33 protein-coding genes are annotated in these 24,242 nt (G+C 54.9%); 15 read left to right on the top strand and 18 right to left on the bottom strand.

Features of this window, described 5'->3' with window-relative positions; genetic code table 11:
* The first annotated feature begins 1 nt into the window (after position 1).
* The 15 genes from QMX98_RS14365 (at position 2) to QMX98_RS14295 (ending at position 10,803) form a co-directional block, all read left to right on the top strand.
* A complete protein-coding gene (locus QMX98_RS14365) occupies positions 2 to 244 on the top strand; it encodes a hypothetical protein (RefSeq protein ID WP_033039694.1) in 243 nt (80 codons plus the stop codon).
* A 117-nt stretch (positions 245 to 361) separates the two neighbouring features.
* Positions 362 to 730, top strand: a complete 369-nt coding sequence (locus tag QMX98_RS14360) for a hypothetical protein (protein ID WP_033039696.1) — start codon at positions 362 to 364, stop codon at positions 728 to 730.
* A gap of 67 nt (positions 731 to 797) precedes the next feature.
* Positions 798 to 1,568 carry a hypothetical protein gene (locus QMX98_RS14355; RefSeq protein WP_084341315.1) on the top strand — a complete coding sequence of 257 codons (771 nt, stop codon included), beginning with the start codon at positions 798 to 800 and terminating at the stop codon, positions 1,566 to 1,568.
* 23 nt (positions 1,569 to 1,591) lie between these two features.
* Positions 1,592 to 2,836, top strand: coding sequence for a DUF1173 family protein (locus QMX98_RS14350; RefSeq protein WP_124097871.1), 1,245 nt, complete (start codon positions 1,592 to 1,594; stop codon positions 2,834 to 2,836).
* Between the two features lie 93 nt (positions 2,837 to 2,929).
* Positions 2,930 to 3,364, top strand: a complete 435-nt coding sequence (locus tag QMX98_RS14345; protein WP_047296950.1) for a hypothetical protein — start codon at positions 2,930 to 2,932, stop codon at positions 3,362 to 3,364.
* An 11-nt stretch (positions 3,365 to 3,375) separates the two neighbouring features.
* On the top strand, positions 3,376 to 3,612 hold the full coding sequence (locus QMX98_RS14340; protein ID WP_047296951.1) for a hypothetical protein: 237 nt from the start codon (positions 3,376 to 3,378) through the stop codon (positions 3,610 to 3,612).
* Between the two features lie 16 nt (positions 3,613 to 3,628).
* Positions 3,629 to 3,883, top strand: a complete 255-nt coding sequence (locus tag QMX98_RS14335; RefSeq protein WP_047296953.1) for a hypothetical protein — start codon at positions 3,629 to 3,631, stop codon at positions 3,881 to 3,883.
* A 32-nt stretch (positions 3,884 to 3,915) separates the two neighbouring features.
* Positions 3,916 to 4,239 carry a hypothetical protein gene (locus QMX98_RS14330; RefSeq protein WP_047296954.1) on the top strand — a complete coding sequence of 108 codons (324 nt, stop codon included), beginning with the start codon at positions 3,916 to 3,918 and terminating at the stop codon, positions 4,237 to 4,239.
* Between the two features lie 415 nt (positions 4,240 to 4,654).
* The gene (locus QMX98_RS14325) at positions 4,655 to 5,104 is read left to right on the top strand and encodes an antitoxin Xre/MbcA/ParS toxin-binding domain-containing protein (protein ID WP_011078033.1); all 450 of its coding nucleotides are present in this window, start codon (positions 4,655 to 4,657) and stop codon (positions 5,102 to 5,104) included.
* Entirely contained in the window at positions 5,101 to 5,538 is a 438-nt protein-coding gene (locus tag QMX98_RS14320; protein ID WP_011078034.1) for an RES family NAD+ phosphorylase, read from the top strand. The genes QMX98_RS14325 and QMX98_RS14320 overlap by 4 nt, the downstream gene beginning before the upstream one ends.
* A 351-nt stretch (positions 5,539 to 5,889) precedes the next feature.
* Complete coding sequence (locus QMX98_RS14315; RefSeq protein WP_016502323.1) at positions 5,890 to 6,249, top strand: hypothetical protein; 360 nt, start codon at positions 5,890 to 5,892, stop codon at positions 6,247 to 6,249.
* 205 nt (positions 6,250 to 6,454) lie between these two features.
* Positions 6,455 to 7,228 (top strand): tellurite resistance protein, encoded by a 774-nt coding sequence (locus tag QMX98_RS14310; RefSeq protein ID WP_011600753.1) that lies wholly within the window; start codon positions 6,455 to 6,457, stop codon positions 7,226 to 7,228.
* A 10-nt stretch (positions 7,229 to 7,238) separates the two neighbouring features.
* Complete coding sequence (locus QMX98_RS14305; RefSeq protein ID WP_086223399.1) at positions 7,239 to 8,357, top strand: toxic anion resistance protein; 1,119 nt, start codon at positions 7,239 to 7,241, stop codon at positions 8,355 to 8,357.
* Positions 8,357 to 9,745 carry a tellurite resistance protein gene (locus tag QMX98_RS14300; protein ID WP_124097872.1) on the top strand — a complete coding sequence of 463 codons (1,389 nt, stop codon included), beginning with the start codon at positions 8,357 to 8,359 and terminating at the stop codon, positions 9,743 to 9,745. Before QMX98_RS14305 ends, QMX98_RS14300 begins: the two co-directional genes overlap by 1 nt.
* An 89-nt stretch (positions 9,746 to 9,834) precedes the next feature.
* The gene (locus tag QMX98_RS14295; protein WP_128655769.1) at positions 9,835 to 10,803 is read left to right on the top strand and encodes an endonuclease; all 969 of its coding nucleotides are present in this window, start codon (positions 9,835 to 9,837) and stop codon (positions 10,801 to 10,803) included.
* Between the two features lie 157 nt (positions 10,804 to 10,960).
* Here QMX98_RS14295 and QMX98_RS14290 read toward each other — a convergent pair whose 3' ends face one another.
* The 18 genes from QMX98_RS14290 to QMX98_RS14205 form a co-directional block, all read right to left on the bottom strand.
* A complete protein-coding gene (locus tag QMX98_RS14290; RefSeq protein WP_086223402.1) occupies positions 10,961 to 11,236 on the bottom strand; it encodes a hypothetical protein in 276 nt (91 codons plus the stop codon).
* A gap of 238 nt (positions 11,237 to 11,474) precedes the next feature.
* Positions 11,475 to 12,518: a hypothetical protein gene (locus QMX98_RS14285; protein ID WP_200617305.1), complete on the bottom strand. Its 1,044-nt coding sequence runs from the start codon at positions 12,516 to 12,518 to the stop codon at positions 11,475 to 11,477.
* Positions 12,519 to 12,657: 139 nt separating this feature from the next.
* Positions 12,658 to 13,062 carry a hypothetical protein gene (locus QMX98_RS14280; protein WP_200617303.1) on the bottom strand — a complete coding sequence of 135 codons (405 nt, stop codon included), beginning with the start codon at positions 13,060 to 13,062 and terminating at the stop codon, positions 12,658 to 12,660.
* 22 nt (positions 13,063 to 13,084) lie between these two features.
* Positions 13,085 to 13,810, bottom strand: coding sequence for a hypothetical protein (locus tag QMX98_RS14275; RefSeq protein ID WP_200617301.1), 726 nt, complete (start codon positions 13,808 to 13,810; stop codon positions 13,085 to 13,087).
* 114 nt (positions 13,811 to 13,924) lie between these two features.
* Positions 13,925 to 14,221, bottom strand: a complete 297-nt coding sequence (locus tag QMX98_RS14270) for a hypothetical protein (protein ID WP_200617299.1) — start codon at positions 14,219 to 14,221, stop codon at positions 13,925 to 13,927.
* On the bottom strand, positions 14,221 to 15,348 hold the full coding sequence (locus tag QMX98_RS14265; RefSeq protein ID WP_200617298.1) for a toprim domain-containing protein: 1,128 nt from the start codon (positions 15,346 to 15,348) through the stop codon (positions 14,221 to 14,223). Before QMX98_RS14265 ends, QMX98_RS14270 begins: the two co-directional genes overlap by 1 nt.
* Before the next feature lie 135 nt (positions 15,349 to 15,483).
* Positions 15,484 to 16,269 (bottom strand): hypothetical protein, encoded by a 786-nt coding sequence (locus QMX98_RS14260; protein ID WP_200617297.1) that lies wholly within the window; start codon positions 16,267 to 16,269, stop codon positions 15,484 to 15,486.
* A 69-nt stretch (positions 16,270 to 16,338) separates the two neighbouring features.
* Complete coding sequence (locus tag QMX98_RS14255; RefSeq protein ID WP_234451890.1) at positions 16,339 to 16,677, bottom strand: hypothetical protein; 339 nt, start codon at positions 16,675 to 16,677, stop codon at positions 16,339 to 16,341.
* 749 nt (positions 16,678 to 17,426) lie between these two features.
* Entirely contained in the window at positions 17,427 to 17,798 is a 372-nt protein-coding gene (locus QMX98_RS14250) for a hypothetical protein (RefSeq protein ID WP_200617296.1), read from the bottom strand.
* 102 nt (positions 17,799 to 17,900) lie between these two features.
* Positions 17,901 to 18,218, bottom strand: a complete 318-nt coding sequence (locus tag QMX98_RS14245) for a hypothetical protein (protein ID WP_200617295.1) — start codon at positions 18,216 to 18,218, stop codon at positions 17,901 to 17,903.
* Between the two features lie 246 nt (positions 18,219 to 18,464).
* Entirely contained in the window at positions 18,465 to 18,608 is a 144-nt protein-coding gene (locus QMX98_RS14240) for a hypothetical protein (protein WP_155943744.1), read from the bottom strand.
* Positions 18,609 to 18,845: 237 nt separating this feature from the next.
* Positions 18,846 to 19,136, bottom strand: coding sequence for a hypothetical protein (locus QMX98_RS14235; RefSeq protein ID WP_020799511.1), 291 nt, complete (start codon positions 19,134 to 19,136; stop codon positions 18,846 to 18,848).
* A gap of 206 nt (positions 19,137 to 19,342) precedes the next feature.
* On the bottom strand, positions 19,343 to 19,999 hold the full coding sequence (locus QMX98_RS14230; protein WP_200617294.1) for a hypothetical protein: 657 nt from the start codon (positions 19,997 to 19,999) through the stop codon (positions 19,343 to 19,345).
* A gap of 422 nt (positions 20,000 to 20,421) precedes the next feature.
* Positions 20,422 to 20,676 carry a hypothetical protein gene (locus QMX98_RS14225; protein ID WP_200617292.1) on the bottom strand — a complete coding sequence of 85 codons (255 nt, stop codon included), beginning with the start codon at positions 20,674 to 20,676 and terminating at the stop codon, positions 20,422 to 20,424.
* A gap of 195 nt (positions 20,677 to 20,871) precedes the next feature.
* Positions 20,872 to 21,756, bottom strand: a complete 885-nt coding sequence (locus QMX98_RS14220) for a DNA adenine modification methylase (RefSeq protein WP_282410939.1) — start codon at positions 21,754 to 21,756, stop codon at positions 20,872 to 20,874.
* Between the two features lie 65 nt (positions 21,757 to 21,821).
* Complete coding sequence (locus QMX98_RS14215) at positions 21,822 to 22,310, bottom strand: JAB domain-containing protein (protein ID WP_200617289.1); 489 nt, start codon at positions 22,308 to 22,310, stop codon at positions 21,822 to 21,824.
* 319 nt (positions 22,311 to 22,629) lie between these two features.
* Entirely contained in the window at positions 22,630 to 22,890 is a 261-nt protein-coding gene (locus tag QMX98_RS14210) for a hypothetical protein (protein WP_042955674.1), read from the bottom strand.
* A gap of 193 nt (positions 22,891 to 23,083) precedes the next feature.
* Positions 23,084 to 24,121, bottom strand: coding sequence for a DNA cytosine methyltransferase (locus tag QMX98_RS14205; RefSeq protein WP_282410938.1), 1,038 nt, complete (start codon positions 24,119 to 24,121; stop codon positions 23,084 to 23,086).
* Positions 24,122 to 24,242 lie beyond the last annotated feature (121 nt).

Below are 24,242 nucleotides of genomic sequence, written 5' to 3'. Positions count from 1 at the left end.
TATGTTTCCGAAAGAGATCAAGGCTGAGCGTGAGCTGCTGGAAGGTGGCCGGTTTGCTTTCAACCTGCGTCACGACACCCTGGGCGAGCTGGGACGGATCGTGCTGCAACCTGCGCAGCTCGGCGGCAGTCACGTCTCCTATGAGGTCATCGATTTGCCTGATGGCCGCTTCAATCAGCGCAAGGCGATGATGGATTCGCTGGCCAAGACCGTCACGGCCGCGTTTGAAAAGGCCCGGCGCTAGCCATGGTTCGCTAAGTCATTGAAAACCCAGCCAACCTTGGCTCGCGAAAACCTTAGCGTACGAATTTTCCCGAATTCTGCGGGCTCCCGATACTCCCTCTTCAGTAGGAAAAGAATGATGATCGATGCAATCGCCCAGCGTTTGGGCTTCATTCGGGTGGCAGTTGTTAGGGATCAACTCCAGTTTGCTCGAAACATCTCCAAGCGACTGGATGAACATCGAGAGGTGGTTGAGCAGATCCAATCTCAAACGAATCTATTCACAGAATGCCCGTGGCACGTCAGCCACATGGCCACGCAAGACGACTACCTCATGCGGATCTATCGGATGGTGCATGGTGCCTGGCCCGACCATTCCGATGAAGTTCACCGTCAGCACTGGTACGGTGAATTTATTCGTCAGCGTCCCCAGCTGCTTGGTGGTTGCGGCTTGCCTGAGTACCGCCCGCAAGACAACGTGAGTAATTCCGACGCTCCAGCGTCCTGAAAACGAATCTCCTTCTCCTCCTCCCGCGATAGCCTCCTGATCGAATACACCAGGAGGATTCGCTCTCATGAAAATCCGCAGTCTCTGCGCCCTCGGCAAAATGAGGGCGTACTCCGCTGACCGACAAATGGTCACTCTCTCGCCCAAGGCATTCAGCATCCCCGACGGCGTAGATCCGCTTGAGCACGAGCCTGAAGCGATTCACGACTTCATCCAGAGAAACCGCTGGCTCCATGCAAACTGCATCGTCGGCCTGCACAACAGCCACAATCAGCTACTGGAACCAGGCGAGGTAGTCATGAGCGGTACCCGCTCGTCCCTGATGCGATGCCTGCTGCGATGGGAGGCGCTGCGTATCCTCCCTGTATGGATCGATGGCTTCGACAGCCTTTCTGATGATGAGCGCGCTACACGCGCCAAGCAGCTCGAATGCCTTGACCAGGCCCGCCACCAGCTCCTTTCCGTCGATAGCTGGTATCAGACTGACCAGGAACATTACGAGATAGCGCGTGCAGTCATGCGTACTGGTCACTGGGCGCTGGAAAACCTCCCCCCACTTGATGGGCTGGCGTGGCCAACCGGAGAGATCTTCGACCTGAAAAACCCCAGCCTTTCTGCTGAGGCCGTTGAGACCGGATACCTCGAAGGGATATTTTCCATGATTGAGCGAAAGGGCCGGTTTCATGGGGAGTGCGGGAGCATTCCAGCAGACGAATTGTTCGGTATTGCGCTCATGAGCCCCAAGTCCGGATATGAGTTGCTGGTCAAGCTGCATATACAGATCGAAGCAAACCGTGCTGAAGCAGCCTATGCCCGCCGGCAGCGGGCGATTGCCTGACCCGAATCAGGAGAGAAAAGATCATGCTCAACCGTCGATATCCCGTACTGATCTCTGGGAAACGTTACTCGCCGGAGTTCCAGACCGATCAGCAGTACGCAAAAAACTGGAAAATCGTTTTGGAGAAGGCCTACGGCACTCATGCAATTTGCCAGTGCCCAAGCAGCGGTTCCCGAAAACTCTCGATCAAGCGACGTGAAGATAGCGATGGTTTTCACCTGGCGCGGTTCGCCGGTACAGGTCATGAGCACTCAAACGATTGTCGGTACTACGCGCCGGCCCCGGAGCGTTCCGGTATGCAAGGGTATGCCGTTGGCGTAGTGGAGGAGGGCGAAGATGGCAGCATTCGCGTGCGCCTGGCTCGAGGCATTCGAGTCCAGGCCCCTCGATCCGAGGAAAGCGAAAGCACCTCGGTGACAAGATCGCCCGGAAAGAGCAAGCCGGCTATGACGTTGCTTGGGCTTCTGCACCTGCTTTGGTCTGAGTCTCGACTCTCTACCTGGTATCCAGCAATGGAGGGCAAGCGCAACAGTGGCATTGTGAACTACGCGCTTCTGCAAGCTGCTGAACGTGTAGCCGCAAGCCGAATGAAGTTGAGCGAAGTGCTGCTGTTGGCTGCACAAAAGGACAGCAAGGGGGCGGCTCGCAACCAGGCGATCGCCAAGGCGGCGATGACTCGAGATCTCCGGCTCGTCGCGATATCGCCGCTGGCCCGCTATAACCCTGAACGCCATTCTGGAGACATCAGCAGATTGCCTCTGGCCGGGCCCTTCGGGATGCCCATGCTGAATTTGCCCCCGGCAGCCTGGGCAACCGCCGCCCGCAGATTCGAGAGAGAACTTTCCGCCTGGAAGCGCGGAAGTCGAGTTATCGCCATCGCTCAGGTTACGCCGCGGAAGGGCGAGTCGTTTTCGCAAGCAGATGTCGTTGAGCTGGCCCTGATGCAGGTCAGTGAGCGTTGGATTCCTGTCGACTCAGATTACGAAGGGGTGATTGAGGCCATGCTCCACGCCGCTGGCCGCAGCTTCGATAAACCTCTTCGCTACGACGCTGATGAAAGTGAGGTTTTCCCTGACTTCTGGCTTTTGGACACGGGTAAGGACTACCCCCTGGAAGTGTTCGGCATGAGCACACCTGCCTACCTGGAACGGAAGGCCGTCAAAACGGCTTGGTACAATCGGGAGTACGGCGGGGCAGGGTGGTGGTCGTGGAATGCTGCGGCTGATCCGAAAGGAAGAAATATCCCTCCTTTCCCGGCCAAGTCCTGAGCGCCTTCATCGAAAGCATGCGTTCTTGGGTTCTCTAAATCTCGTGCGATGCTGAAAGCCTCAAACCCGAGACTGCCTCTCAAGGAAAACGTCATGCAATCCGTACTCTCGAAGAAGTCCACAGGGATGAAGAGCAGCTTCTGCCCAGTTACGCATTCGCCTTCCCCCAACGTAACGCGAAGCTTTGGCTCTGACGTTCACGTCAGTTACAACCCGCGTAGCGGCGACTATGGCAGTGATACGACAGCTATCGTCCTGCGCGAGCGCGTATTCTTTGTGCTCAACGGCGATCATGCCGAAACGATCTGCAAAGTCGCTGAAAACAATGGTGTCCATGGCTGTGTCGATTACTTCGTAGAGCACATTGCTCAGGCCAATAAACTCAGTGAGCACCTGATGGCCACAGGCGTAAGTAATGATCCCTTTGCTCTGATGCCGACTGCCTTGGAAATCCTTGGGCAAGAAGGCGTAGACCGCATCGCGGCGGCTGCAAAAGCTCAACTGGACTCCAAGATAGAAGGTGTTTGAGGAAACCCGCCATGTTGCACCTTGTGACCGAACAAGAAGCTGGTGAGCCGGATATCTTGAGTGTGGTAATGCACTCAGCGTTTGAAATCCGCTCGCTCGCCGGCGACGTGCTTGTCACGGTGCCAGCGCCTGAGTCCGGGTGGACGCATGCGCAGCTGGTAGCCACTGCTGTAGAGCATGAAGCGGTTACTCCTGACGGCGCCGATGGCTACTTGGGTGGCCAGTGGATCGGTAGTACCGAAATCTGACCTAGGAAAATGGACCATGCCCTTGATCAAACTAGACTCCGCGATGGTGACCCACTTACAGGCTCGGGTAGCCGCCTTGGCCGAGCTGCATCGCGATATCTCGACACTGATCGAGGCTATCGACCTGCCAGCTTTATTACACACGGCAGATCGTATCAATGACCGCCTGCGCGAGTTGCACCCGAGGGTAATCCGCGAACATGAAATGATGGACTTACGCGAGCAGGTTCGAGTCATGACCGAAGATTGTCGCCGGCTGCTGGACAACTGAGCTGAACACCACCCGAAGCTAGGGAAACCGAAATGACTGAGCAGAAATTGAGTATCGCGGCACAGATTGCAGCCCTGATGCCTGGCGGTGATGACAGCCGCATGTGGCGAAACTACTTGGCCAGCGCTCTTGAGCAAGTAGCCGCAACCGACGACCTTACCCTGCTCCGTGCCGCCAAAGGCGCTGATGAGTTCGAGGTGGGCTTTATGGCCTTCGTGTCCAACTTCCCTGGTGTCGAGATTGAGCCTGCGCCCGAGGGCGGCTTCTACGGTGTTGCCTTGGGGCTTGTGAAGCTGGATCGCGCGCTTCGCGGTGAGGTGCTGCGCGCCTATGCTGCCGTGTTGAGAACAAGTTAAGGGGATCAGCATGTCCTGGGCAGATCGCGCAGCACCAATTGTTGGGGAGGTAATTCGCCGCGTAGGGCGAAGCGACCAGCAGGCCCTCCGAAAGGCGCTGGCCGAGGCATACCCGTGGGGAGAACGAAAAAACACTCCCTACAAGGCGTGGCTCGCCGAGGTGCGCCGGCAGCTAGGCCACCCGCTCAACACGCCGAAAACAGATCCAGCGAACCAACAAGCAGACATGTTTGGCCAACGCAGCCAGTAGGCTGACCCACCAAAGGCGCTCCTCGAGCATCATCCTGGATGGGTTGAAAGTGACCGCCACATCTCTACCGGCAGGCGACCGCCAGCCGGGCCACCCAAACGGTAAGCTTGCATCCTCCGGCGTTTCCCGCATACTAACCGGGAAACGCCGGACAGGAGAACCATCATGCTTGCTGAAGTCCTACGCGACCACGGGTATTCAGCTTACCGTGCGCGCTTACAAATACTGCTGGAGATCCCAGAGTCTGCCAGCGACTTCGAGATTCACACCAGAATCAGCCATGGCTTTTCCGCAGCGCGGTTAATGAGGCTCACTGAAGAGGGGGTGGTTACCCCGCTGGAGCGAGACCAGATTATCCCGCTGCGCACCCTGAAAAACCGGATCGAGCGCGATCAGCCCCTCACTGTCGAGGAAAGCGACCGGCTCTTCCGATCGGCGCACATCACCGCGATGGCTGAGGCTATTTTTGGGGACGCCGACAAGGCCAAGCGATGGCTCTCCAAGCCCAAGGAACGATTCTCTGGGTTGACGCCCATGCAACTGCTCACAACTCAGCAAGGCACAAGCCAGGTTGAAGAGATGCTGCTGCAAATCGCCGAAGGCTTCGCTCTGTGATTCTGTGGCGGATCAGCTCATATGCTGACTTGAGCGGGACAGGCGGCTTGCGCGTGAGCGGCCGTTGGCACCAGGCCGGCAGACCGGTCGTCTACACCGCGACCAGCCCGCCGGGAGCAATGCTCGAGGTGCTTGTTCATCTGGAAATTGATCCAGAGGATTTTCCGGCGACGATGCAGCTTCTCCGTATCGAAGTGCCTGACTCTGTATCACAAGCCCAGATGCCCACTTTGCCGGCTGGTTGGTCGGCAGAGACCGAGCTCACCAGAGGCATTGGTAACCAGTTCCTTGATGAGTGCAACGCACTGCTACTGCCAGTGCCCAGCGCTATCATACCGAGCACGGTGAACTACCTGTTCAACCCTCGGCACCCAGAAGCACAGAGCGCGACTATTCAGGTTGAGCTTTTCACCCCTGATTCGAGGTTGTTCTAGCAAGCGCCCTGAACAGCAAAAAGCCCAGCAGAAGTGCTGGGCTTTTTGCTGTCTTGCCGCGATGAGAAAGTCACCGTTTTGACGATGCAGCCCTTGATTTCGAGGCCCGCGGCCTGCCTCGTCCGGGGTATGCAGACTTCTTCCCTTCCAGGAAGAGCTGGCTCAGGACACACCCACAGTCCGCTGCCGCAAAACCAAAACTCATCTGTCCGCAAAACTCGCAGGTCGCAGCCAGTTGCTTGCGGGTGCTCGCGCGGCAGGGCATTGGTGGAAATGTCTCGTCTTCTCGCATGCTTGGGATTCTTGAAGTCTCCGGTAAAACCGATTTCGAACAAGTCAAAGGAGACAGCTATGCCAGACACCAACGATCCCCAGCAAGACGAGTCGCGATTGATCGACCGCATGATGACCGACCTGCTTTCCACGATGGATCAAGACGACTCAGACATGCGCTCGACGCTGATTGAGAACGGTGACGACATCCGGGCCCTGGCCGAAATCTGCCGGCAGACCGGCGTTTTCGAGCATAGCCACGCAAAGTTCGCCGAATTCAAGCAGCACCTGGAGGATTCAACACCTCCTGAAGAACGGCTCGTCAAATCGTGGGCGTGGCTGCTTGACCGGATTGTCCATTCGCCGACCACTCTGCACATGCGGGGAGCCGTTCGCCTATGCGTGCCACTGGTTGCGCTCTACCTACCCCCTGAATGACTTCAGGTCGAAACTCGCATAGCTAGGGAAATGAGGCGATTATTCGCGCCATTTTGAAGCGACTCGGGGAGGTTTGGGTTATTTCGAGATCGCGATACAAAGACTTCGAGCTGCGCTTTCAGTCGGTAAAAGCGTCTGAAATAACAACCCGCCAAGGAATACGGCAGGTACGATCTCCAACAAATCCAAGGAGAAATTTTCCGCCATGACTCATTCAGTGGTCAACATCGACCACCTCAAACAGCAGGTACTCCCTGAGTTGTTTGCTTTCCCGGCTCGCCTCGGCGAGTACGGGGGCGTAGCGGATAGCTCTGCCAAAATCGATCAACTATCAGATCTCATGGAGAGCGGGTCGGCGGCAGCGCTTGCGGCCAAAATCGCAGAAATCCTCTCGAAAATGGCCGACGCCTCGCCGGAGCAGATTACCCGGAAGCCGACCTGGTTCGAGAAGGTTCTGGGCGGAGCCGTGGAAAAGCAGGTTCGCTATCAAGTCGCCCGGTCAACACTGGAACAGCTACTGGCCGAAGCTGAAGGACACGCCCAAGGTGTACGCGATACGGTCAGTGCCATCAGCAGAATGATCGTTGCCCACGCCGAAGAGGCGGAAGCACTGAAAGTGTTCATCCAGGCCGGGCGCGAATTCCTCGAAGAGAACCCTCTCATCGGGACGGTAGCGGAGGGGGAGATCGAGTTTGATCGGCCGCGAGAGCGGCTGGCGCGAAAGCTCGCCAACTTGGCAACACTTCTGGCCTCACACGAACTGAGCGTTAGCCAGATGAAGCTGAGCCGCGCCCAAGCCCTCGACATGCTCGATCGCTTCCGAGAGACAGTCACCGTACTGGTTCCAGTATGGCGGCAACACACCCTTACCCTGATCACCACCAAACACATGAGCCCGGCGATGGTCGAGGCTGCCAGCAAGGCGCATCAGGCGCTGATGGCCAGCCTGTCTGAAAGCCTGAATGGCGTGAAGCACTGAGGAGCAAAACATGCAGCAGGAAATTACCGTGACAGATCTCGCCACTACCAACACCGAGCTTACTCCAGCTGGGCTTCAGGCTCTTGGTCTCCAGGAACAGGACATCCCCCAGATCAAGGCTGTAGCGGCACTGATCCAGGCAGAAAACCCGCTCTCGGTTTCTCAGTTCGGCAGGGAAGTGGCAGAACACACGTCCTCCTACGCCGACAGCTTGCTCGACCAGGTTCGTAACAGCGACCTGGACGATGCCGGCGCAAAGCTGAGCGAGGTGGTTGCCGTCGCGCAGTCGCTCAATGTCAGCGCGCTTTCCAATCGCCGTTCGCGCATCCCTGTCATCGGCCCGCTGATCGACAAAGTAACCCTGCGCGGCAAGTCCGTCATGGGTCAGTTCGACACCACGCGAGAGCAAATTGAAAAGCTCGTTGCTGAAGTCGACCAAACACAAGCGGGCATTTCTGCTCGGAACACCGGCCTCGAGTCCATGTTCGTTGCGGTACGCGAGGAGCATCGCCTGCTTGGCATCCACATTGCCGCCGGTAAGCAGCGCCTTGCGGAGCTACAGATGCAGGTTTCTCAGCTTCGGGCGAACATCGGGAACGACCCGGCCCGCTTGCAGCAAGTTGCGGATCTGGATGCACTGATCTCCAACCTCGACAAGCGTATTGGCGACCTCACGGCGCTCCAGCAGTCTGCGATGCAGAGCCTCCCGACGATTCGGATGATTCAAGCGAATAACCAGATGCTGGTGGACAAGTTCCACACCATCCGGGAAATCACTGTGCCGGCCTGGAAGCGCCAATTCATGCTGGCTTTGACGCTGAACGAGCAGCGGAACGCCGTCCAGCTGGCCACCAAAATCGACGACACCACCAACGATCTCCTCAAGCGCAACGCCGAGCTGCTGCACCGCAACTCCGTAGAGACGGCCAAAGCTAACCAGCGATTGGTAATCGACGTGGACACCTTGCAGAAGGTCCAGGCCACGCTGATCCAGACCGTCGAAGACGTAATCAAAATTCAGCGTGAGGGCGTAGCTCAACGCAAGGCCGCAGAAAAAGAAATCCAGGGCATGCGTATCGATCTCCAGAAGCGCCTGGGCAGGACTGATGAAGTGAAGGAGCTTCACTGATGACAGAACCAGTCCAACTGTTCCGGTTGCGGGTCGACGGCCTCGTTGCAGAGGAAAACATTCCCGTAGCGCAGCTATCGGGTCTCTTGAATGACTATGGCGTCGTGAAGGACAGTACCTTGAATAGGCTGATGGCTGGCCAGAGCGAGCGCGTTCTCGGTCAAGAGCTGGAACTGTCGAGGCAGACGCCAGAGGGTGCCCCGCGGTTGTACACGCTGCTTGTTGATGGAAAAGTCGCTGCGAAGGACGTTCCTGATGCAGAGCTCGAAAAACTCCTCGCCAATTACGGTGCTCGTAGAAAGGAAATATCTCGTGGTCTCGTTGCCGGCAAGACACAGCGTGTGCTCGGTCAGGATCTGAAGCTATTACCCCAGGCAGTTGGGCACACGGTCCACGTCACCGCCCAGCACGAACAAGCCACAACGGAAGCGATAGCTGAGCCGACAGCGCCGAAAGCACCTCGAGCCCAACCCGAATCAGCACCGCCGGCAACAGCGCCGACGCCTTTTGACGCGCCCCTTCAGGAACTGATCTTGCGGGCGAAAAAGCTACGCAAAGGCACCCTAATCTACGGCGGTACCGCGTTGGGTCTGGCGATATTCGGGGGCGTATTTTACGCGCTGGGTATCGCCGCAGAGCCAACAACGGCTATTGACCAGATCCTGGTTCCTGATGCGATCGCCAAGGCCTTCCAAGCATCGGGCCACGAGGGCGGCGGTATTGGCGGGTTGATGGGGGTCGAATCAGCCGTCGACTCGATCCTCAATAGCACAGCGCTCAAAATGATCAGTGCGGTTGCAATGATTGCGGGCATAGGCCTTGCGGTCATTACCGGACGCATTATCAACATCGTTCCAGCTGTAATGATTGGCATGATGCCGCACGTCATGGGAGCGTTTCTGGGGATACTCGATCCGGGTACGACGAGCACAGCAAGTAAGCCCAGCGAGTTTTATTCCGCGGTTGAGTCGAAGAACCTACCGACGCTTCAGCGCCTGCTCAGCTCCAGAGAGGATCTGGACGAGGTGGCCAGGGCGTATGTGCTAGCCCAGGCATCTGTTGCCGGCGGCAGCTCCTCGAAGTGGGTTGTTCTGACAGCGAAGAACCTGCGAGAGGGCAAGATCAAGGGCAACTTTGCCGTCCCCGCCGGCATTGCCTACGCCATCGAGGCAACTGCGCTTGGCCCAGAAAGCCCGTCTCTGTCTGATCGTGCCGAACAGCATCGCCAGAGTGCGTTGGCCGAGGCAGGGAACTGGAAGCGCAACAGCTTCTGGGCACTTCTCCTGGCAGGGCTGTTTGGCGTGATTGCCACGGGTCATGAATCGATCGCGCAAATCATCTTTCGCAGGGTTCGCCGCATTGGTGAGCTGCTTACCCCGCTGCGGTAGCTACTGCGAGAAGCGCTCAAACCCAAGCCTTGCTTGGGTTTTTTTTCCCCTGAATAGCTTGGAACCACTCTTGGTTTAAGGAAAAGACCGTGAAATCGATCCTCATGATGTTTACGGCCGTGATGATGGCCACATCTCAACTTGCTCTTGCCTCAGCGCCTGCGACCTTTGAGCAGGCAAAGGTTGAGCTACGCCAGAAGGTCTACTACGACCGCAACACCAGCGAAACCGGCGATCTTTACTGTGGGTGCAATTGGAAGTGGCTAGGGCGATCGGGAGGCCGGGTGGACTTCGCCTCGTGCGGGTACGAAGTCCGCGCTCAGGAGAATCGCGCGCAGCGCATCGAATGGGAGCACGTCTTGCCAGCATATGCCTTCGGCAGCCAGCGGCAGTGTTGGCAGAATGGGGGGCGAAAGAACTGCATCGATACCGATCCGGTATTTCGCAAAATGGAGGCGGACATGCACAACCTCGAAGTGAGTGTTGGTGAGGTCAATGCTGACCGAAGCAATTTTCGCTACGGCGTTTTACCCTCAACGCCGATGCAATACGGGGCTTGCCCGACCAGGACGGATTTTCAGCAGCGCGTGACAGAGCCTCGAGACCAGGTGAAGGGCGCGGTTGCCCGGATCTACTTTTACATGCACGACCGTTACGGACTATCAATGTCCAGGGCACAACAGCAGCTGTTGATGGCCTGGGATCGTCAATACCCAGTGAGCCCGTGGGAACTGGAGCGTGACCGGCGGATCGCCAGAGTAATGGGGCATAGCAACCCATTCGTGACAGGTGAAAGATCCTGGAGTCTCGGTATGCGAGTGAAGGGAGCCGGCACAATGGCACAGGCCATTCGGAGCGAATCAGTTGAACACCAGGTATCTGGTGGATACGCCTCCAGCGGGCTTTCTCCGGTGATTGGCAACCGCAATAGCAATGTTTACCACCTGCCAGTGGGCTGTCCGAGCTACGGAAAGGTCGGAACGCGAAACCGCGTAGAGTTTGCAAGCGCTGCGGACGCCGAAGCCGCGGGATTCAGGCGGGCCGGAAACTGCCGATAGGGGCCATATGTGGCTTGAAGCGCTTTGGTGCTAGGGTTAGCTCCCAGGGCACTTTTCGGGGCGCTACAGCCCGTGCTGAGGAGATGAGTCAAGCGAGGGGGGCTTACTGTGTACCTGGCCGGGTGTATCGTGAAGACCTCCCGGCCGGGCTCGATGATCAATCAACGGTCTGGTGCTGTTTCGTTTTGGTGCTGTGCTGGGCCGGTACCGGCCCAGATTCGGCTGGCGTAGTGGCCAAGGTGTGAGTAATCACCGAGCCGCTTTTGTTTGCCAGGTTCTTTGCCAGAGACTCGCGGACAACCTCCATCGTGAGTATTCGCGAGGTGGCAATCGCAGCTTTGAGGGGCTGGCCAGCTGCAACCAGTACCTCAACCATGTCCAGGGCCGTATTCACGCCGGCTTCGATTCGTTTCTCAACGCCATCAATCATCATCTTGTCTATCTCCATTTCAGGCCGCTAGCGGGATGCAGCGGCCTCAGCGGAGCGTACGCGGTTCAAGAGGGGCTTGAACAGCTCAGATCAATGAGGGATATTCGTGGCGTCCTAATTATTAGGATGCTATTCGTTTAACATAATCCCTATTATACGCAATGAAATCATAAGCTTGCGCATTAGAATTAAAGCCATTTCTAGAATTTTAGACCCGCACCAGGAAACCCGCGAGCTCCACTCATCGGACCTCGCACGCCAAGAAAAACGGAGGGTCACTTAAGGCGCATACACGGTTTTGTGCCCAGATTGGCCACGGCCGGTCCCCTCGCAACCAACTGGCGGCAAGCTCCTGAGGAGTCATGAACCAAGTCTTTTGGGGGCTAGAAATGTCGCTTATGCGCGTGAGGAAGCCCTTGTCCTCAGTCACGACCAAGGCTGGTAGCATCAAAAACCGATAGAAATCAAAATCAATTCCATCATTTCGATTGTTGTGCGAAGCGGGAGAGTAGGCATGCTTAGATTTGCGTGTCCTTACCCATTGCCGATAGAGGTACCTTATTTGAAGGTCACATCTCGCGCTCATTGAGATACCTGCGAGTGGACGATCGGCATCAAGCTCGGCTAAGGCATCTTTTAGTACTTTGCCTTCCAATTCCTTTAAATTATCGAGGGCATGAAGTTTCTGTTGAAGATCCAACAGCAAATTCCTAAATGACAGAGCATAGACGCCACTATAACTTTGAAACCTTGCTATACGCTCCTTAACTGTTGCGAGTTCAAGAGCGAGATGAGAATCAAATTTATCGAACTGCGCAATCCACTCTTCGCGCTCATCCTGAAGTATTTTTTCAAGCTTCGAGTGATACTGTGAGTTTTTCGGCTCTGATTGAATATTACAAAGTTTCTGCCACCCGTCCTTTGAAAGATCCCTTACTTCACTAGCGCACCAAGGATCCTTACCAGCAATTCCAAGCATCCCTAAGATGTCTCTCTTCCCAAGGATGATGGGATATTCTGGATCGAGAAAGGTCTCAAGCCCTTGAATCATACGACTGAAGCAAGGTTCACTCATCCCTCCCTCAGGCTTTGTAATCTGATTTAAGAGCTCCGCAAATGCCCCATCCGCGAGTGCAAAAGCGTATTCACCAGAGGAAGCCATTTGACCAAAGGTATCAAGCCAGTCCGGACAAGTCGTGGACTCCCCAAGTGTACGCGCGACGTTAGTATCGAGGGCAACGATGCACTTTTCCAACGGTATAATGTGACGCTGACTAGATTTCATTATCTAGAAGGTCCCTTTCGAGTATTTATGCTTAATTTAAAAAGGTTAGCCACTAATGCCGCCACTTAACGCATCCTGGCATTCATAACCAAGATAAAATAATAACTCACATAAATCTCTATTTGTGTGAGTTATTATTTTACAGTTCCAACAGGTCTAGAATTTCCGATCCCAAAATTTGAAGTCCAGTTTCCATGCTCGTGAACTCATCAATCCGCCCGATGAAGTTGGCGTGGCTATTATCGAGCCCATCTTTTACGCCAATCAGTCCAACCGTCAACGGCAGACCGCGTTCATCGAAGGAGACCTGACACCGAATCAGCCGGTAGACCTCGCCGTCGCGCGAGTTCTGAAGATACGCCCCCTCCCCGAATCCGGCCTCCCCCAAGATCTGGTACGAGATTCCTTGCATGATATGAGGTCTTGAAACCAAAAAGCTCACGACGTCATCCCGGGAAAGATTCTTTGCTTGCTCCCAGCCGTCTGGATCTACTGATCTCAACAGCGCCAAAAGCTCAGATCTCACCCGCGCAACGTACGCCATCACCCTCTCCATCGCGAACCCATTACTCGACTCGCTGAAAAACCGTCATAGCAATAAGGCCCTTCCCGTCAGTGGTCGGTCGAGTGGTTATTTGCCAACCCGACGCGGTACCTAGATTTCTCACGCCCTTTTGCTGCTCACCATAGCGGCGAGCCTTGTCTTTCTCCTGCTTCGCAGTCAGCGTTTTTACCCTGTCCGCCTCCCGAACGATCCGGGCCAGCCTCGAAAAAACGTTGTCGAGCTTACACTCGCCCTTCGTTTCATCCAGGTACTCGATAACTGCATGGTACGTGAGGTAGATGCGGCCAAACGTAGGATTGTCGACGAAAGGTTGTGGCGGGGGTTTCCCATCCCATCTCACGCAGATGCCAGGATGCTCTTCCAGCGCCCACTCCTCCCCTTTCTCGACTGAAATGTTGTCCAGGCCGAGGAGTTGTGTCCGAAGTGCATATGCGTATTGGTAGAGCTCTTCTTTGGAACTTGTCACCAGCAGGAGACGCTTTACAGCTCCTCGCGAAACCACCAGCTTCAGGTTGCGGGATGTTCGATTTGCCCCAGCGAGCTCCAACCAGATCAGGCAGCACCAGGCGCCATACAGCTCGACGAAGTCCAGGGCATTGGGCCCGAGGTCTTTTGAGACATGGACATCCACAGTGCGAAAAAAACGATCGTCGCCATTAAACTTGACCTGGTACAGGCCTGGTGTATCGGTTGTTGAGGTGCTGAGCTTGACCACTTTGAAAGTCATTGTTCGGATCTCGATTGCGATGCTTGAAGACTCGCACGTCTTACTGGAATGCAAGCGGACAATTCTACCCGACTCCTGATCGATCTCATGGCCATAAAAAAAGGGCCAGCTAAATTAGCCGGCCCTTTTGGTTTCTTGCATGCGGTCGCTAGCGACAATCTTTTCGAGAATGTCGGCAGCCTCCATTGTGTATGGCCCTTCAAAGATGACGTTGAGTCCATCTTGAAGGGCCTTTGCATGGGCCATGATGTACCGACGCGACGCCGGCACCCGGTACCGGCTTACCAACAGCAATCGGTAATCCCCTGCGCTCCCACTAAAACCGCTGGGCGGTGAGAATGGGTCGAGGGCATTGGCGCCTGGCGAGGTGACAACACGCACCGGGTCATACAGATAAGATGTGACGCTCATCAAGCCGCCCTCCTCATCTGTGGGAACCCCATGCATCCAAGCTGCACCAGCACATCATTCCAGTCGACTGACTTTTCGCCTTCCAACAGCGGCAATGAGGGAGTCAGTATCTGAGCTTGGATACCCTTCTCCCAGAGACGCTTTTTCAGGTTCATGCCCGCCTCTTCACCGCGCCCGGATCGGTCCTTGTCGATCCAGATCCTGACGCGTTTTGTGCGAGGGCCAGGCTCGAAACCCTCCAACAACGTTGCATTCACCAATGAGTGAACCTGCACAGCGAAATTGGTACCGGTTTCTATTGCCCAAGCCGTTTCCAGCCCCTCACAAACATCAATTTCCTCCTTGTCCCAAGCCCCCACGAAAATGCCACCGCCAGTAACCAGTTTGTCGGTAGGATACATGCACATTTTCTTAGCACTCTGGACGGGTGCTTTCAGCCCCTTCGGGGTTAGAAAGTACCGGTGGAGCGTGATAGGAAGCCCTGCCTTAGTAACTTTCGCGACAATGCCGGGAAAATCACCTTCGAACTCACCATCCTCGTTGTAACTCGAGAGGCTCGGATGAAACCGAACCACCCTTTCGACGCCCTCACGATCCCAACAGAGAATCTTGCGGCTGGCCAAATACAGTCGGGCCGGCTCAGCATCTGCATGCGTAAGCGGAATACTGCCCTTCCAAAGCTCATTAAGTTTCTTGCTGTGATAGAGGTTTGAAGCAGCCTCTCTTTCCTCAAGTTCTTTGCGACGTGCCGCGAGCGCCTGCTCGTTGGCCCGGTTAACCTTCTCCTGCTGATTCTCATCTTCAGTCGAGCGAATCCCCAAGAAGTCACCAACATCGGCCACAGCATCGGCAAATCCGTAGTTCTTCACCCACATCAGCAAGCTGAATCCATCGGGGTACGTTCCACAGGTGTTGCACATACCGCCGCCGGAGTCTTGAAAATCCTTACGGAAGAACTTGAACCCATCGCCGCCACGACCAGCCACCCCATGGACAGGGCACTTGGTGTGTCGACCTGGTTTATCAAACGCTCGGGAATCGATCTCAGGGCACAAGTCCCTCAAAATCACATCCCAGCCTTTTAGCTTCGCCGCATTACGTACAACTTCGGCTTTCAAATTTCTCATAGTGCACCTCCAGGTAAGCCCAACTCGGGACTTCCCCAAGCCACCGAAACGGGAGCTTGGGGAAGCCCCGAGCCGGGGGAATAGGACACCTGAAGGAGCTCCACCCCTTGAGGGGGCAAAGCCCCCCAGGGGTGGTTAAGCTGCCAACCGCAACCGCGGTTTCATCAGCTTCAAGTAGGTATCGCGCGCTTCAGCAATCGCCTCGCGCACAACATCACGTGTGTCTGTACAGAGCCCCTTGATCGAGGGATCACGACTGAACCCGTAAATATCAACCTCAGCCAGTACAGCGATATCGTCGCCGTCATCATCAAGCATGGTGACAGTGACTTTGAGGCTGAAGCATTCGATCTCCCCATCCATGATTTGCTGGATGGTTTGGTCGAGGTAGACGAGCTCTTCCTCGGTTTCAAAGACATCGAAGTCATCCGGACACTTAAAAACATCAACCCGAAAGTTGGAGGTTTGAAAGGTGCGCAGCTTTGTCTTTTCGGAGACGTACGCATCAAGGAGTTTGTACCCTCGGTGCGCAAGCTCTGCACCGGTGGCCACAACATCATCGGCAAGCGCAGTGACCAGTCGATGAAGAGCAACTTTTTGAGCGGGTCCACCTAGTTCATCAGCTGGAGTGAGCTCGACGTAAACTGGATCGATACTCAGGGAGGTCGATCGTTCATGCACGTAGCGCATTCCAGAGTCCCGGGTGATCTCCAGCTTTTCGGGTAGCACCAGGCCATCCCAGACAGTCGAAGTCACATCCGGAACAAGACGCGAAGCAAGACGCTTCACATCCAACTCACCAGTGAAACTTGCACCATCGCCCTGACAACAGCTCAAAGAAAAATCGACGTCTTCAGCGGGGTAGCCGTTTAACACCAGGTAGCGCTGCATCAGGGTTTTGATTGCGTGGTTAGTAGACATAAAGGGACTCCGGTAATTGGAGCCCACTACCCCTATTGGGGCATGTAGGCCCCTATAGGGTTTGATCAATCAGTGGATATGCTTCGTTCTAATTCGAATGAGAAAGACATCCCAGGCCAGATGGCCGTGGGAAACAACCTTCCCATCATCCACCAGCACACGGCGCTTGCCGGTGAAGCCGGTATCGATAGCGAAAGCAGTCTTGTCTCGAGCATTCGGGTAACGAGCGAGCAGTGCACGCAGTGCTGCATAGTGTCGAAGCGCGAAGGCACGGCGAACGACGTTCGCAATACCTCCACAGCGGGACACGGCTTCTGCTTCGACGCCACGCGTCAATGCTTCAGCCTCACCGGTAGTGAGTGTCATCGTCTCGCGGAGTAGCGCGACTAAACGGGGGTAGGACTTCATTTCTTGGTCCCATCCTTCTGTTTGATCGGTAAGCCGCAAATGCTGCTCATCATGCTGACAAAGCTTTCATCGCTGAGAGCCTCTTGATAGTGAGCAACCCGATTTTGGGCGTGGGGCTTCGGTGGTGACGGGAGGGGCTTCTGTGCATTACTCATACACGTTGCTCCATCTTCACAACCTGGTCTCCCCGCGTCACATACGACCAGCTACAGCCGAAGGGTGATGACGCTCCAATCAGCTTTGCAGGCGAAAAAATCATAGATGTACCTCCAGAATGGAGGTGAGATGCCAACCCCGAGTGGGGAAGGACCCCACCAGAAAGGTTGGAACAACGGTGTTACGACAGGCTTACCCAATGTCCGGCGAGAGCCAAGCACAGGGCCGTGTGAATCAAATTACGTCAAACACGAAGTCGACGATGATGATCACGAGATTCAGTAAGTCAGACATGTTGCACCTCAATTTTAGTTTTAGTGCAAGGTCTCCCCTACAGGGAGAAACCCCTGCAGGGTGGGTTAGCCAGAATGGCCAATGTTGATGCTGCTTTAGGGACGCGCAGCTAACGCCATCTCCGATCGCAACAGAGCGATAGGAAGAATCTTTGCTTGGGAAAACTGGAGCTTTCCGAAACAACCCTTGAGGTCGGTCGGTGGCCTGCTGGCCGAGAGGATGCTGATCACAGCTGGTTGAAATATAGCACTCGGCATTTTGAGATGGAAGCAGGGAGGAATCCCCCCTGCTCCAATCACCTACGCACGTTTCTGAACCATCTCGTCCTTCATCGCCCGGAGCAAGTCCAGGTGATACGAGCGAAGCTCCGAAGCAGCAATCGTTGAACATGCTGCCGAGATTTCGTGAACCAGTTGAATGAATTCACGAAGATGCGCCGTGGTGGTGATCCCGCGCTCACAGTAGCTGGCTTCAATCTCTTGCTGAGTAACGTCAACTTGAGACGCCAGGTAGAGAGGACGGTCCCTCCTGTCCAGTAGCAGAACTTCCGTAACACCATCATGGGCACCTTCAGGAAAGAGTGCCGCTTTTCTGCGCTCGATGATCTCGTTGAAATGCGAGAGAACCAGCGCTGGGTTATTGGAAATCTGGGAAACCGGAAAATTGTTCATGAAGCCTCCAACACGAAAGTCGAGGCCTCTCCCCTATCGGGAAAAGAACCCGACGGGGTTTGCTGCATATGCAGCGTTACGCCACAGATGTGGCAAGTAGGATCACCAGGATGATTCAACTGCGTCCATCATGATTTGCAGTCGCAACAGCGGTAGCTTCATAAGCCACGTTCTGGATTCAGTAGTGAAACTCGCCAGCAAAGTAACAAGTCGACCGTGCTCTTCGAGCTCAGCGAACGTGGTGACCTTTGCCAGACGCATCCTGCATTTGATTGAGCGAAACTCGTCGCGCTCAATCGTCGTCAACAACGACGCCTCATCACATTCGATTCCATTTGAGCGCATGCGCTCCATACGAAAAGGAAGTGACTGAGCGACCTTATCGAAACCAGCTGCCACGAGCTGTTGTGAAATATTCATGTTGCCTCCGGTGGTTAGAGACAACATTCCCGATCGGGAGCGATTGTCCCAATGGGTTGAATGGCGAGTGCCAAGGTGATGCTGCATAGAGTTGCAGCTGACTATCGTCCTGGAAACGCATTGTTCGCAGGTGGATTCGGTTGAGAGACTCGCCTCGTTAGAAGAGGTTCTCCGAACCGAACACTCTCCCCAGACCGGGAGAGAATCGGAAGCGCCCCTCTTTTACAAGAGGGGCGAGGACAACAGTTAAAGACCTTTATTCGCTTGGTTCCTGACTTCCTTAATCGCCCCAACGAGAGGAGCGAAAAAGATCGCCGGCGCAGCTTTCGCCGCAACAACGAACTCAGCTTTGAAACCTTTGATGAAACCTACAAGGTGTTTGCGAATCATGGTCAGCTCCTCGCGTTACATGAGTTCAGCATATACCTTGATCGGTATCTGTTCAAAGCGAATTAGGCCACTTTGGGGGTCCCACCATCGGAGTCACGAGCCTGCAGCTTTCGCCACTGACCGATGACACCAGAAATCGCCCCACGAACGGGAGCAAAATAGATGGCGGGGGCCTGCTGAGCTGCCTTCACAAACTCAGTTAGGCAGTGCTCAACCAGGGAACTTTTATTACCGCTATTAATGCCCATTTTGTCTCATCTCCTTGACTGCAGCCCACGAGGTAAAGCCCAGGAACGACAGAAAGGTAAGCGCATCGACCACCAGGATCGCGTGCTCGAGGAACGTAAGAACGCTGAGCGTGAACTCGGCGACGTGGTACTCACGAAGTTTGTGGACAAGCCACCCGAGAAATACGGAAGGCGTGGCAATTATTATGAAAATGCCGGAACCCACAACCGTGTGAGCGAGGAAATGCACCAACGGCGCATACCAGGGTTTTTGATGCGGAGAGCTATTTTGGTTCTCCATGAGGGACACTCCTTTTGTGTGCGGGAGGCCCTACCCCGCAGGGATAGAGGCTCCCCGCGGTTGCTGGATTGCTGAAATTAAGGGATCAGCTGCACCTTTACTGCTTTGTCCTATATGGACTCAGCGCGAACACGAATTCCATTACGGTCATCGTGAACAAACACTTCTTTTGGCGCCCTGCAGGCGTGAGCCAACATATGTGGTTTTTATGCCACATGGACAGTTCTCAGTTGCGCATCCAGAAGCTTGCCTTTGTGTTCGAGCCAGTTGCGAAGTGCTTCGCACTGGTCGAGATTAAAGCCAGAGTTTTCCCCCATTCGAACAAGGTTAAGAATGATCTCAGAGGTGTAGTTCTCTTCAACAATTCCGGCGAACACGAACCTTGCTTTGGGGATGGACTCAGGAGCATTGCCAGAAAGGGATTCGATCTCATCACCGTGATTGGTAAACAATTCTTCGATCATCCCAACCTTGCCCTGTAGGACCGGGCAACTCTGTGAGAGCTCAGGTCCAAATTTCGTGTGAAAGTGTCGTACCAGCCCATCGATCAACTCGATAATGTCGGGCAACCCGGCCTGCTCGTCCCGCACAAAGACGCGAGCTCCTACAAAGGCCCCGTACTCACAGCGGGAGATAACCGTCCTCTCGCATATTTCGATGTCGTTATCGCTCCGATCTGCATAGATCGCTTGCGCGGCTTTTGCGAAAAGGTTTGTGCTTGAATCAACACCAAAATAATTTTCGCAATCAGCAAACGTCAAACCTGCGTCAACAGCGACCTTAAGCAGGTCCAACGGCGATGGCGCCGCCGACATCTGAAGGTCCAATCGCTCGTTTCCGACCAGGTTGTTTTGATTATTCATGTCGTGCTCCAAAAGGAGCCGGGCATGTCCCCAACGCGGGGGCATGTTCCCGGCGGGGTTTGATAGTGAATTTATTGCCTAAAGGCCAAAGCCTCTCAGCGACGTCATTGAATCAACCACCCAGGGAAAACCCGAGTGGTGATCTGGCCCTCACCGCATAGTGAGGGGCCGCGACCACCTATTGATGCTGGATGGTCGATTCATGGAACAGGAAGGCTACCGATCTCGCTTCGTTACATCGCCGGTTATTTTTTCCGTGGTGGTACTTAGCAAATCCCATAACGCTATAGCGGGTGCCCAAAAGCCTTGAAGGGTTTCTTGTACGCCGCGCTTGAAGCCACGAATGAAGGCATTCATAGCCATCTCCAATAGTTTTTCCTGTTTGCATAAGGGCATGCCCAGGCCGCCCCGTTAGTGACGGTTCAGGCCAGAAGAGCCTTGCTGGCGTGGTAGGTGGAATAGATCGTCCACCAGCCCAAGAACACGCAGTCGCTGTACAAGATCACATGTTCCAAGAGTTTCAGAACTGGGACCAGGTCCTTACCGGCCTCGAAGCCCCCCACCCAACTGGTAAGGGTCGAGATCAGAAGGCTCGCGAGCACGAGCAGGGAAAAGAAAATGACTCCCATGACCAAGTGGCCAAGGAACTCACCAATGATGCCAAGATTTTTTTTCATAGGTTTAACTCCGGGTTGAGGCGGAGCTAACCCCCGACAGGGAGCTAAACCCCGCCGGTTTGGTTTTAATGCTGCAGTAGTGCAGCTGCTTTCAATTCGAACCAACATTGGTTCGAGTGAAACCGCTTGAGCAATGCTCTTGCCGAAGCGGTCTCTAAACCGCCCCGGGAACTCCCCGGGGCGATGCGAGACGATTTAAGCAGCTAGTCGGTAGGTACCAGGCGCAACGCGTTCAAAATAGCGCGCGTCCTGTACCACCTGACGAACTTTTGCCTCCCAGTGCTGATTTGACCGAGAACCTGCGTACGGCGCGATCAGTTGGTTAATCTCTTTGAGGTGTAGGACCTTGCCACCTTGAAGGATGCGACGTATCGCGGCCCGCCAAGTAGTCCCAACCCATGACGCAGCACGACTTTCGACCTGAGCCAAGAAAAACAGAGACTCCTTGTTCTTCTTGAAGACCAACAATTTTTCGTGGGCGATCCTGACGATGTTGCCTCGGTATTCCCGCCGATCAGAAACGCAGTTGTGCTGAATCTTGATAATTTCATCAACAAGCCGACCCGGCGCGACCCGTTCGACGAGCGATGACAAATTGAGGTACTGACCTTGCCGACGAAGATTGCCCATCAAAATTCCGTAATGCCCATTTTTTTCGACGGCGTCATGAATGTTCATGATGGAAAGCTCGAGAGCCTCCGTGAACTCGGCAAGGGCCATTCGACTCATGTCCCACTTGTTTGGCTCTCCCCAGACCTCCCCGCTATAGACCAGCATCGAAGCATAGGGGGCATGCCACCAACAGGTGTGGGCCTCCTCTCCAAGAAAGGTCCGCATGTCGTCCAGCAACAGGTTGGTCCCCTGGTGAAGGTCGGTACCCTTGAACCGGAGTCCGAGCTCGTTGGCAACGTCGACAGACGTACCGCCACCGATACTAGGGTCAAACGCAAGACCATTCTTTCGGGTGTGATACGTCCCAAAGAAATCCCTTACGATCGCGCCTGTGCAATTACCGCGGTATCGGCTATTCCCCCAATGACCACGGTCCGGATAGCTAACAACTGAGGAATTAAATTTCATGGTACGTCTCCGTTGAGGTGGCGCCCACAACCCAGCCGGGACGTGATGCGCCCGATGGGTAGGAATTAGATCTGACCGTTGTCGCACATGCTGTAGCACTGCTTGCCAACGATAATGTGGTCTATGAGCGTCACCTCCACAAGCATCAAAGCCTGCTTCAGAGATGCCGTCATGGAGAGGTCCTCAGGCGATGGGCTGCAATCACCACTGGGGTGGTTATGCGCCAAAATCACCTTTGACGCATTATGATGCAGAGCACGCTTTGCGACCACGCCAGGATGGACGCTTACATGCTGATGGCCGCCAGCGAACAGCTCTTCAAACGCGATAAGCCGATGCTGGGCATCCAGGTAGGCTACGCCAAACACCTCGCGGTCTTTCTCGCCCAGCTTGAACTTGAAGAAGTGCCGAGCACGATCCGGACTGTCAAAGCGAGCACCCTTTGCAAATCGCTTGTTGATGATTTCGTTCGCGGCCTCGATGATTTCATCGGCCGTGACGGTCTCACCGAGCAATTGAAAAACGTTAGGGTTCTCGGCTGTTTCGATAAACATAGTGGTGCCTCCAGAGATGAAGGAGGCTCTCTCCCCGGCAGGGGCAAGAAGCCCCTTTAGGGATTGTGATTGCTGGTAAACCACCAACTGGGCATCTCACCACCTGACATCAGGGGGGTGAAGAGTCAATTGCTTTCGCAAACATAGCTTGGGAAAGCAGTCGAGAAACGGGGGGGGAGTCAAAAAGAGGTGCTGAAGGGTCAGCTGTATTACGAAGCATCCGGTGGAGATGCAAGTTGAATATACGACAAATTTATCCTACCTGGTAGCGCGAGAACTTCGACCGCCCCGGGTTGGGGACGATCGAAGAGTCGCTGTGTTACGCCGCCAGATAGCGGTCGGGACTGAAGACTTTGGCGTGCCGTTCGTAGTACTGGAGCAGGTCGTTAAACCTTTCCGTCCTCTCCCTGACACTGACAAAGTGCGCAGTCGCCGTGGGTGCCTCATTGCGCAGAAGCTCAAGTGAATTTCCGTCATCGAGCTCCCATAGAAAAATCGTGCATTCGGAGGTCTTTGCAGTCCCCTTTCGCACGATTTTACGATTCCCCATCATCCGCGCGGCCTGGCAAATTACATTCATCACATGGCACCTCAGGTCGAGGCGAACACGTGCCCCTGACGGGGAACCTGCCCGCCAGGGTTGATCAATAATTACAGCGTTATCCGTTCAAACGAGACCTACGGTCTCCCAGTGCCGATAACCATCCAGACTGAAACACCAAACCCCTCCCCAAGAGGCATGCCGCCTTTGGGGAAAGTTTTGGACGCCTTGCCTACACCGACATCGCAAGCTCGGTCTGCTGCCCACTGATGTACTTCGGTGGAAGGTGGGTGGTGGCATCGATTCCCATATGACATACCGGACCGATTCCACACATTCCGCCCCCACAGATCTGCATGCAGTAGCTGTCGATCCCGTCCTCCTGGAGAGCTGTGTAAACAGGATTGATGACCTGGTTAGTCAATGCCATACCCAGTGCCTCACCAACCGCCTGAAACACGGGATACACGACCGATTGACCGAGGACCTCATGGGCAATCGTTTCTGACAACCCATCCACCATAGATGGCGGAATCCCCTTCAAACGTGCGTGCTCGGTAGCGGTAAACAACCTGCTGAGCTCTGACTTGGACGGGTCAGGATGTAGCAGAAATGGCTCTGTGCTCCGTCCTTTAAAATAGCCACGCCCGACAGTCCCAACCGAGGTGCTGTCTGCTGTGACCAACTGACGCTTGAAACCCTTGCCAGCCGCAATATCTCGCTCCTCCTTTGCCGCGAGATACTCGTAGCTTTTCCACCGAGGTGAGTCTTCAGGTATTTGCTCGAGGATATCGCCGACTTTCACTGGCTTAACGTCAGTGGCCGTCGGAAAAGTAAAGCCCTCTCCCAAGCCTTTTGTGATCGCTACAACCACCATCCGCTTCCGGTCTTCTAGCACTCCAAAATCAGCCCCCCTGAACACCGTCTCATGCAACACATATCCCAACGATGTCAGAACACTGCGAATGACGGTCATCGAAACCGAGTCCAAATATTCAGGAACGTTTTCGATGATGCAGATCGCAGGGTTAGAGGCCTTTACGAAGTCCAGAAAGTCGATGAACAAGGTACCTGCCGAGGAATGCTCCTCCGCATTCTGTATCTTGTTCTTCGAACGGCCCGAGCGGCTGGCCCCGGTGCAGGGGATCCCGGCAACTACGCAATCTAATTGCGGTACGTCGCCCGACAAGGTGAGGTCACGAATGTCGGTGTTGATCGCGATTGATTCTTCAGTCCAAAGTTCCGGATTGTTCCTTAGGGATACCGGCATTTTTCAAGGTAGTTGTCGCGTCAACCGTCTAACTATGCCGCCATTTTCTCGTTCTGTTGCTCTCGATCCGGGTTCAACAACACGGTGCCGATCGGTTCCCAGTTACGCGTCCGGCCTGACC

Source organism: Pseudomonas sp. PS02303, assembly GCF_029959925.1.
Taxonomy (GTDB): Bacteria; Pseudomonadota; Gammaproteobacteria; order Pseudomonadales; family Pseudomonadaceae; genus Aquipseudomonas; species Aquipseudomonas mandelii.
This window is presented reverse-complemented; position numbering and strand designations above follow the sequence as displayed.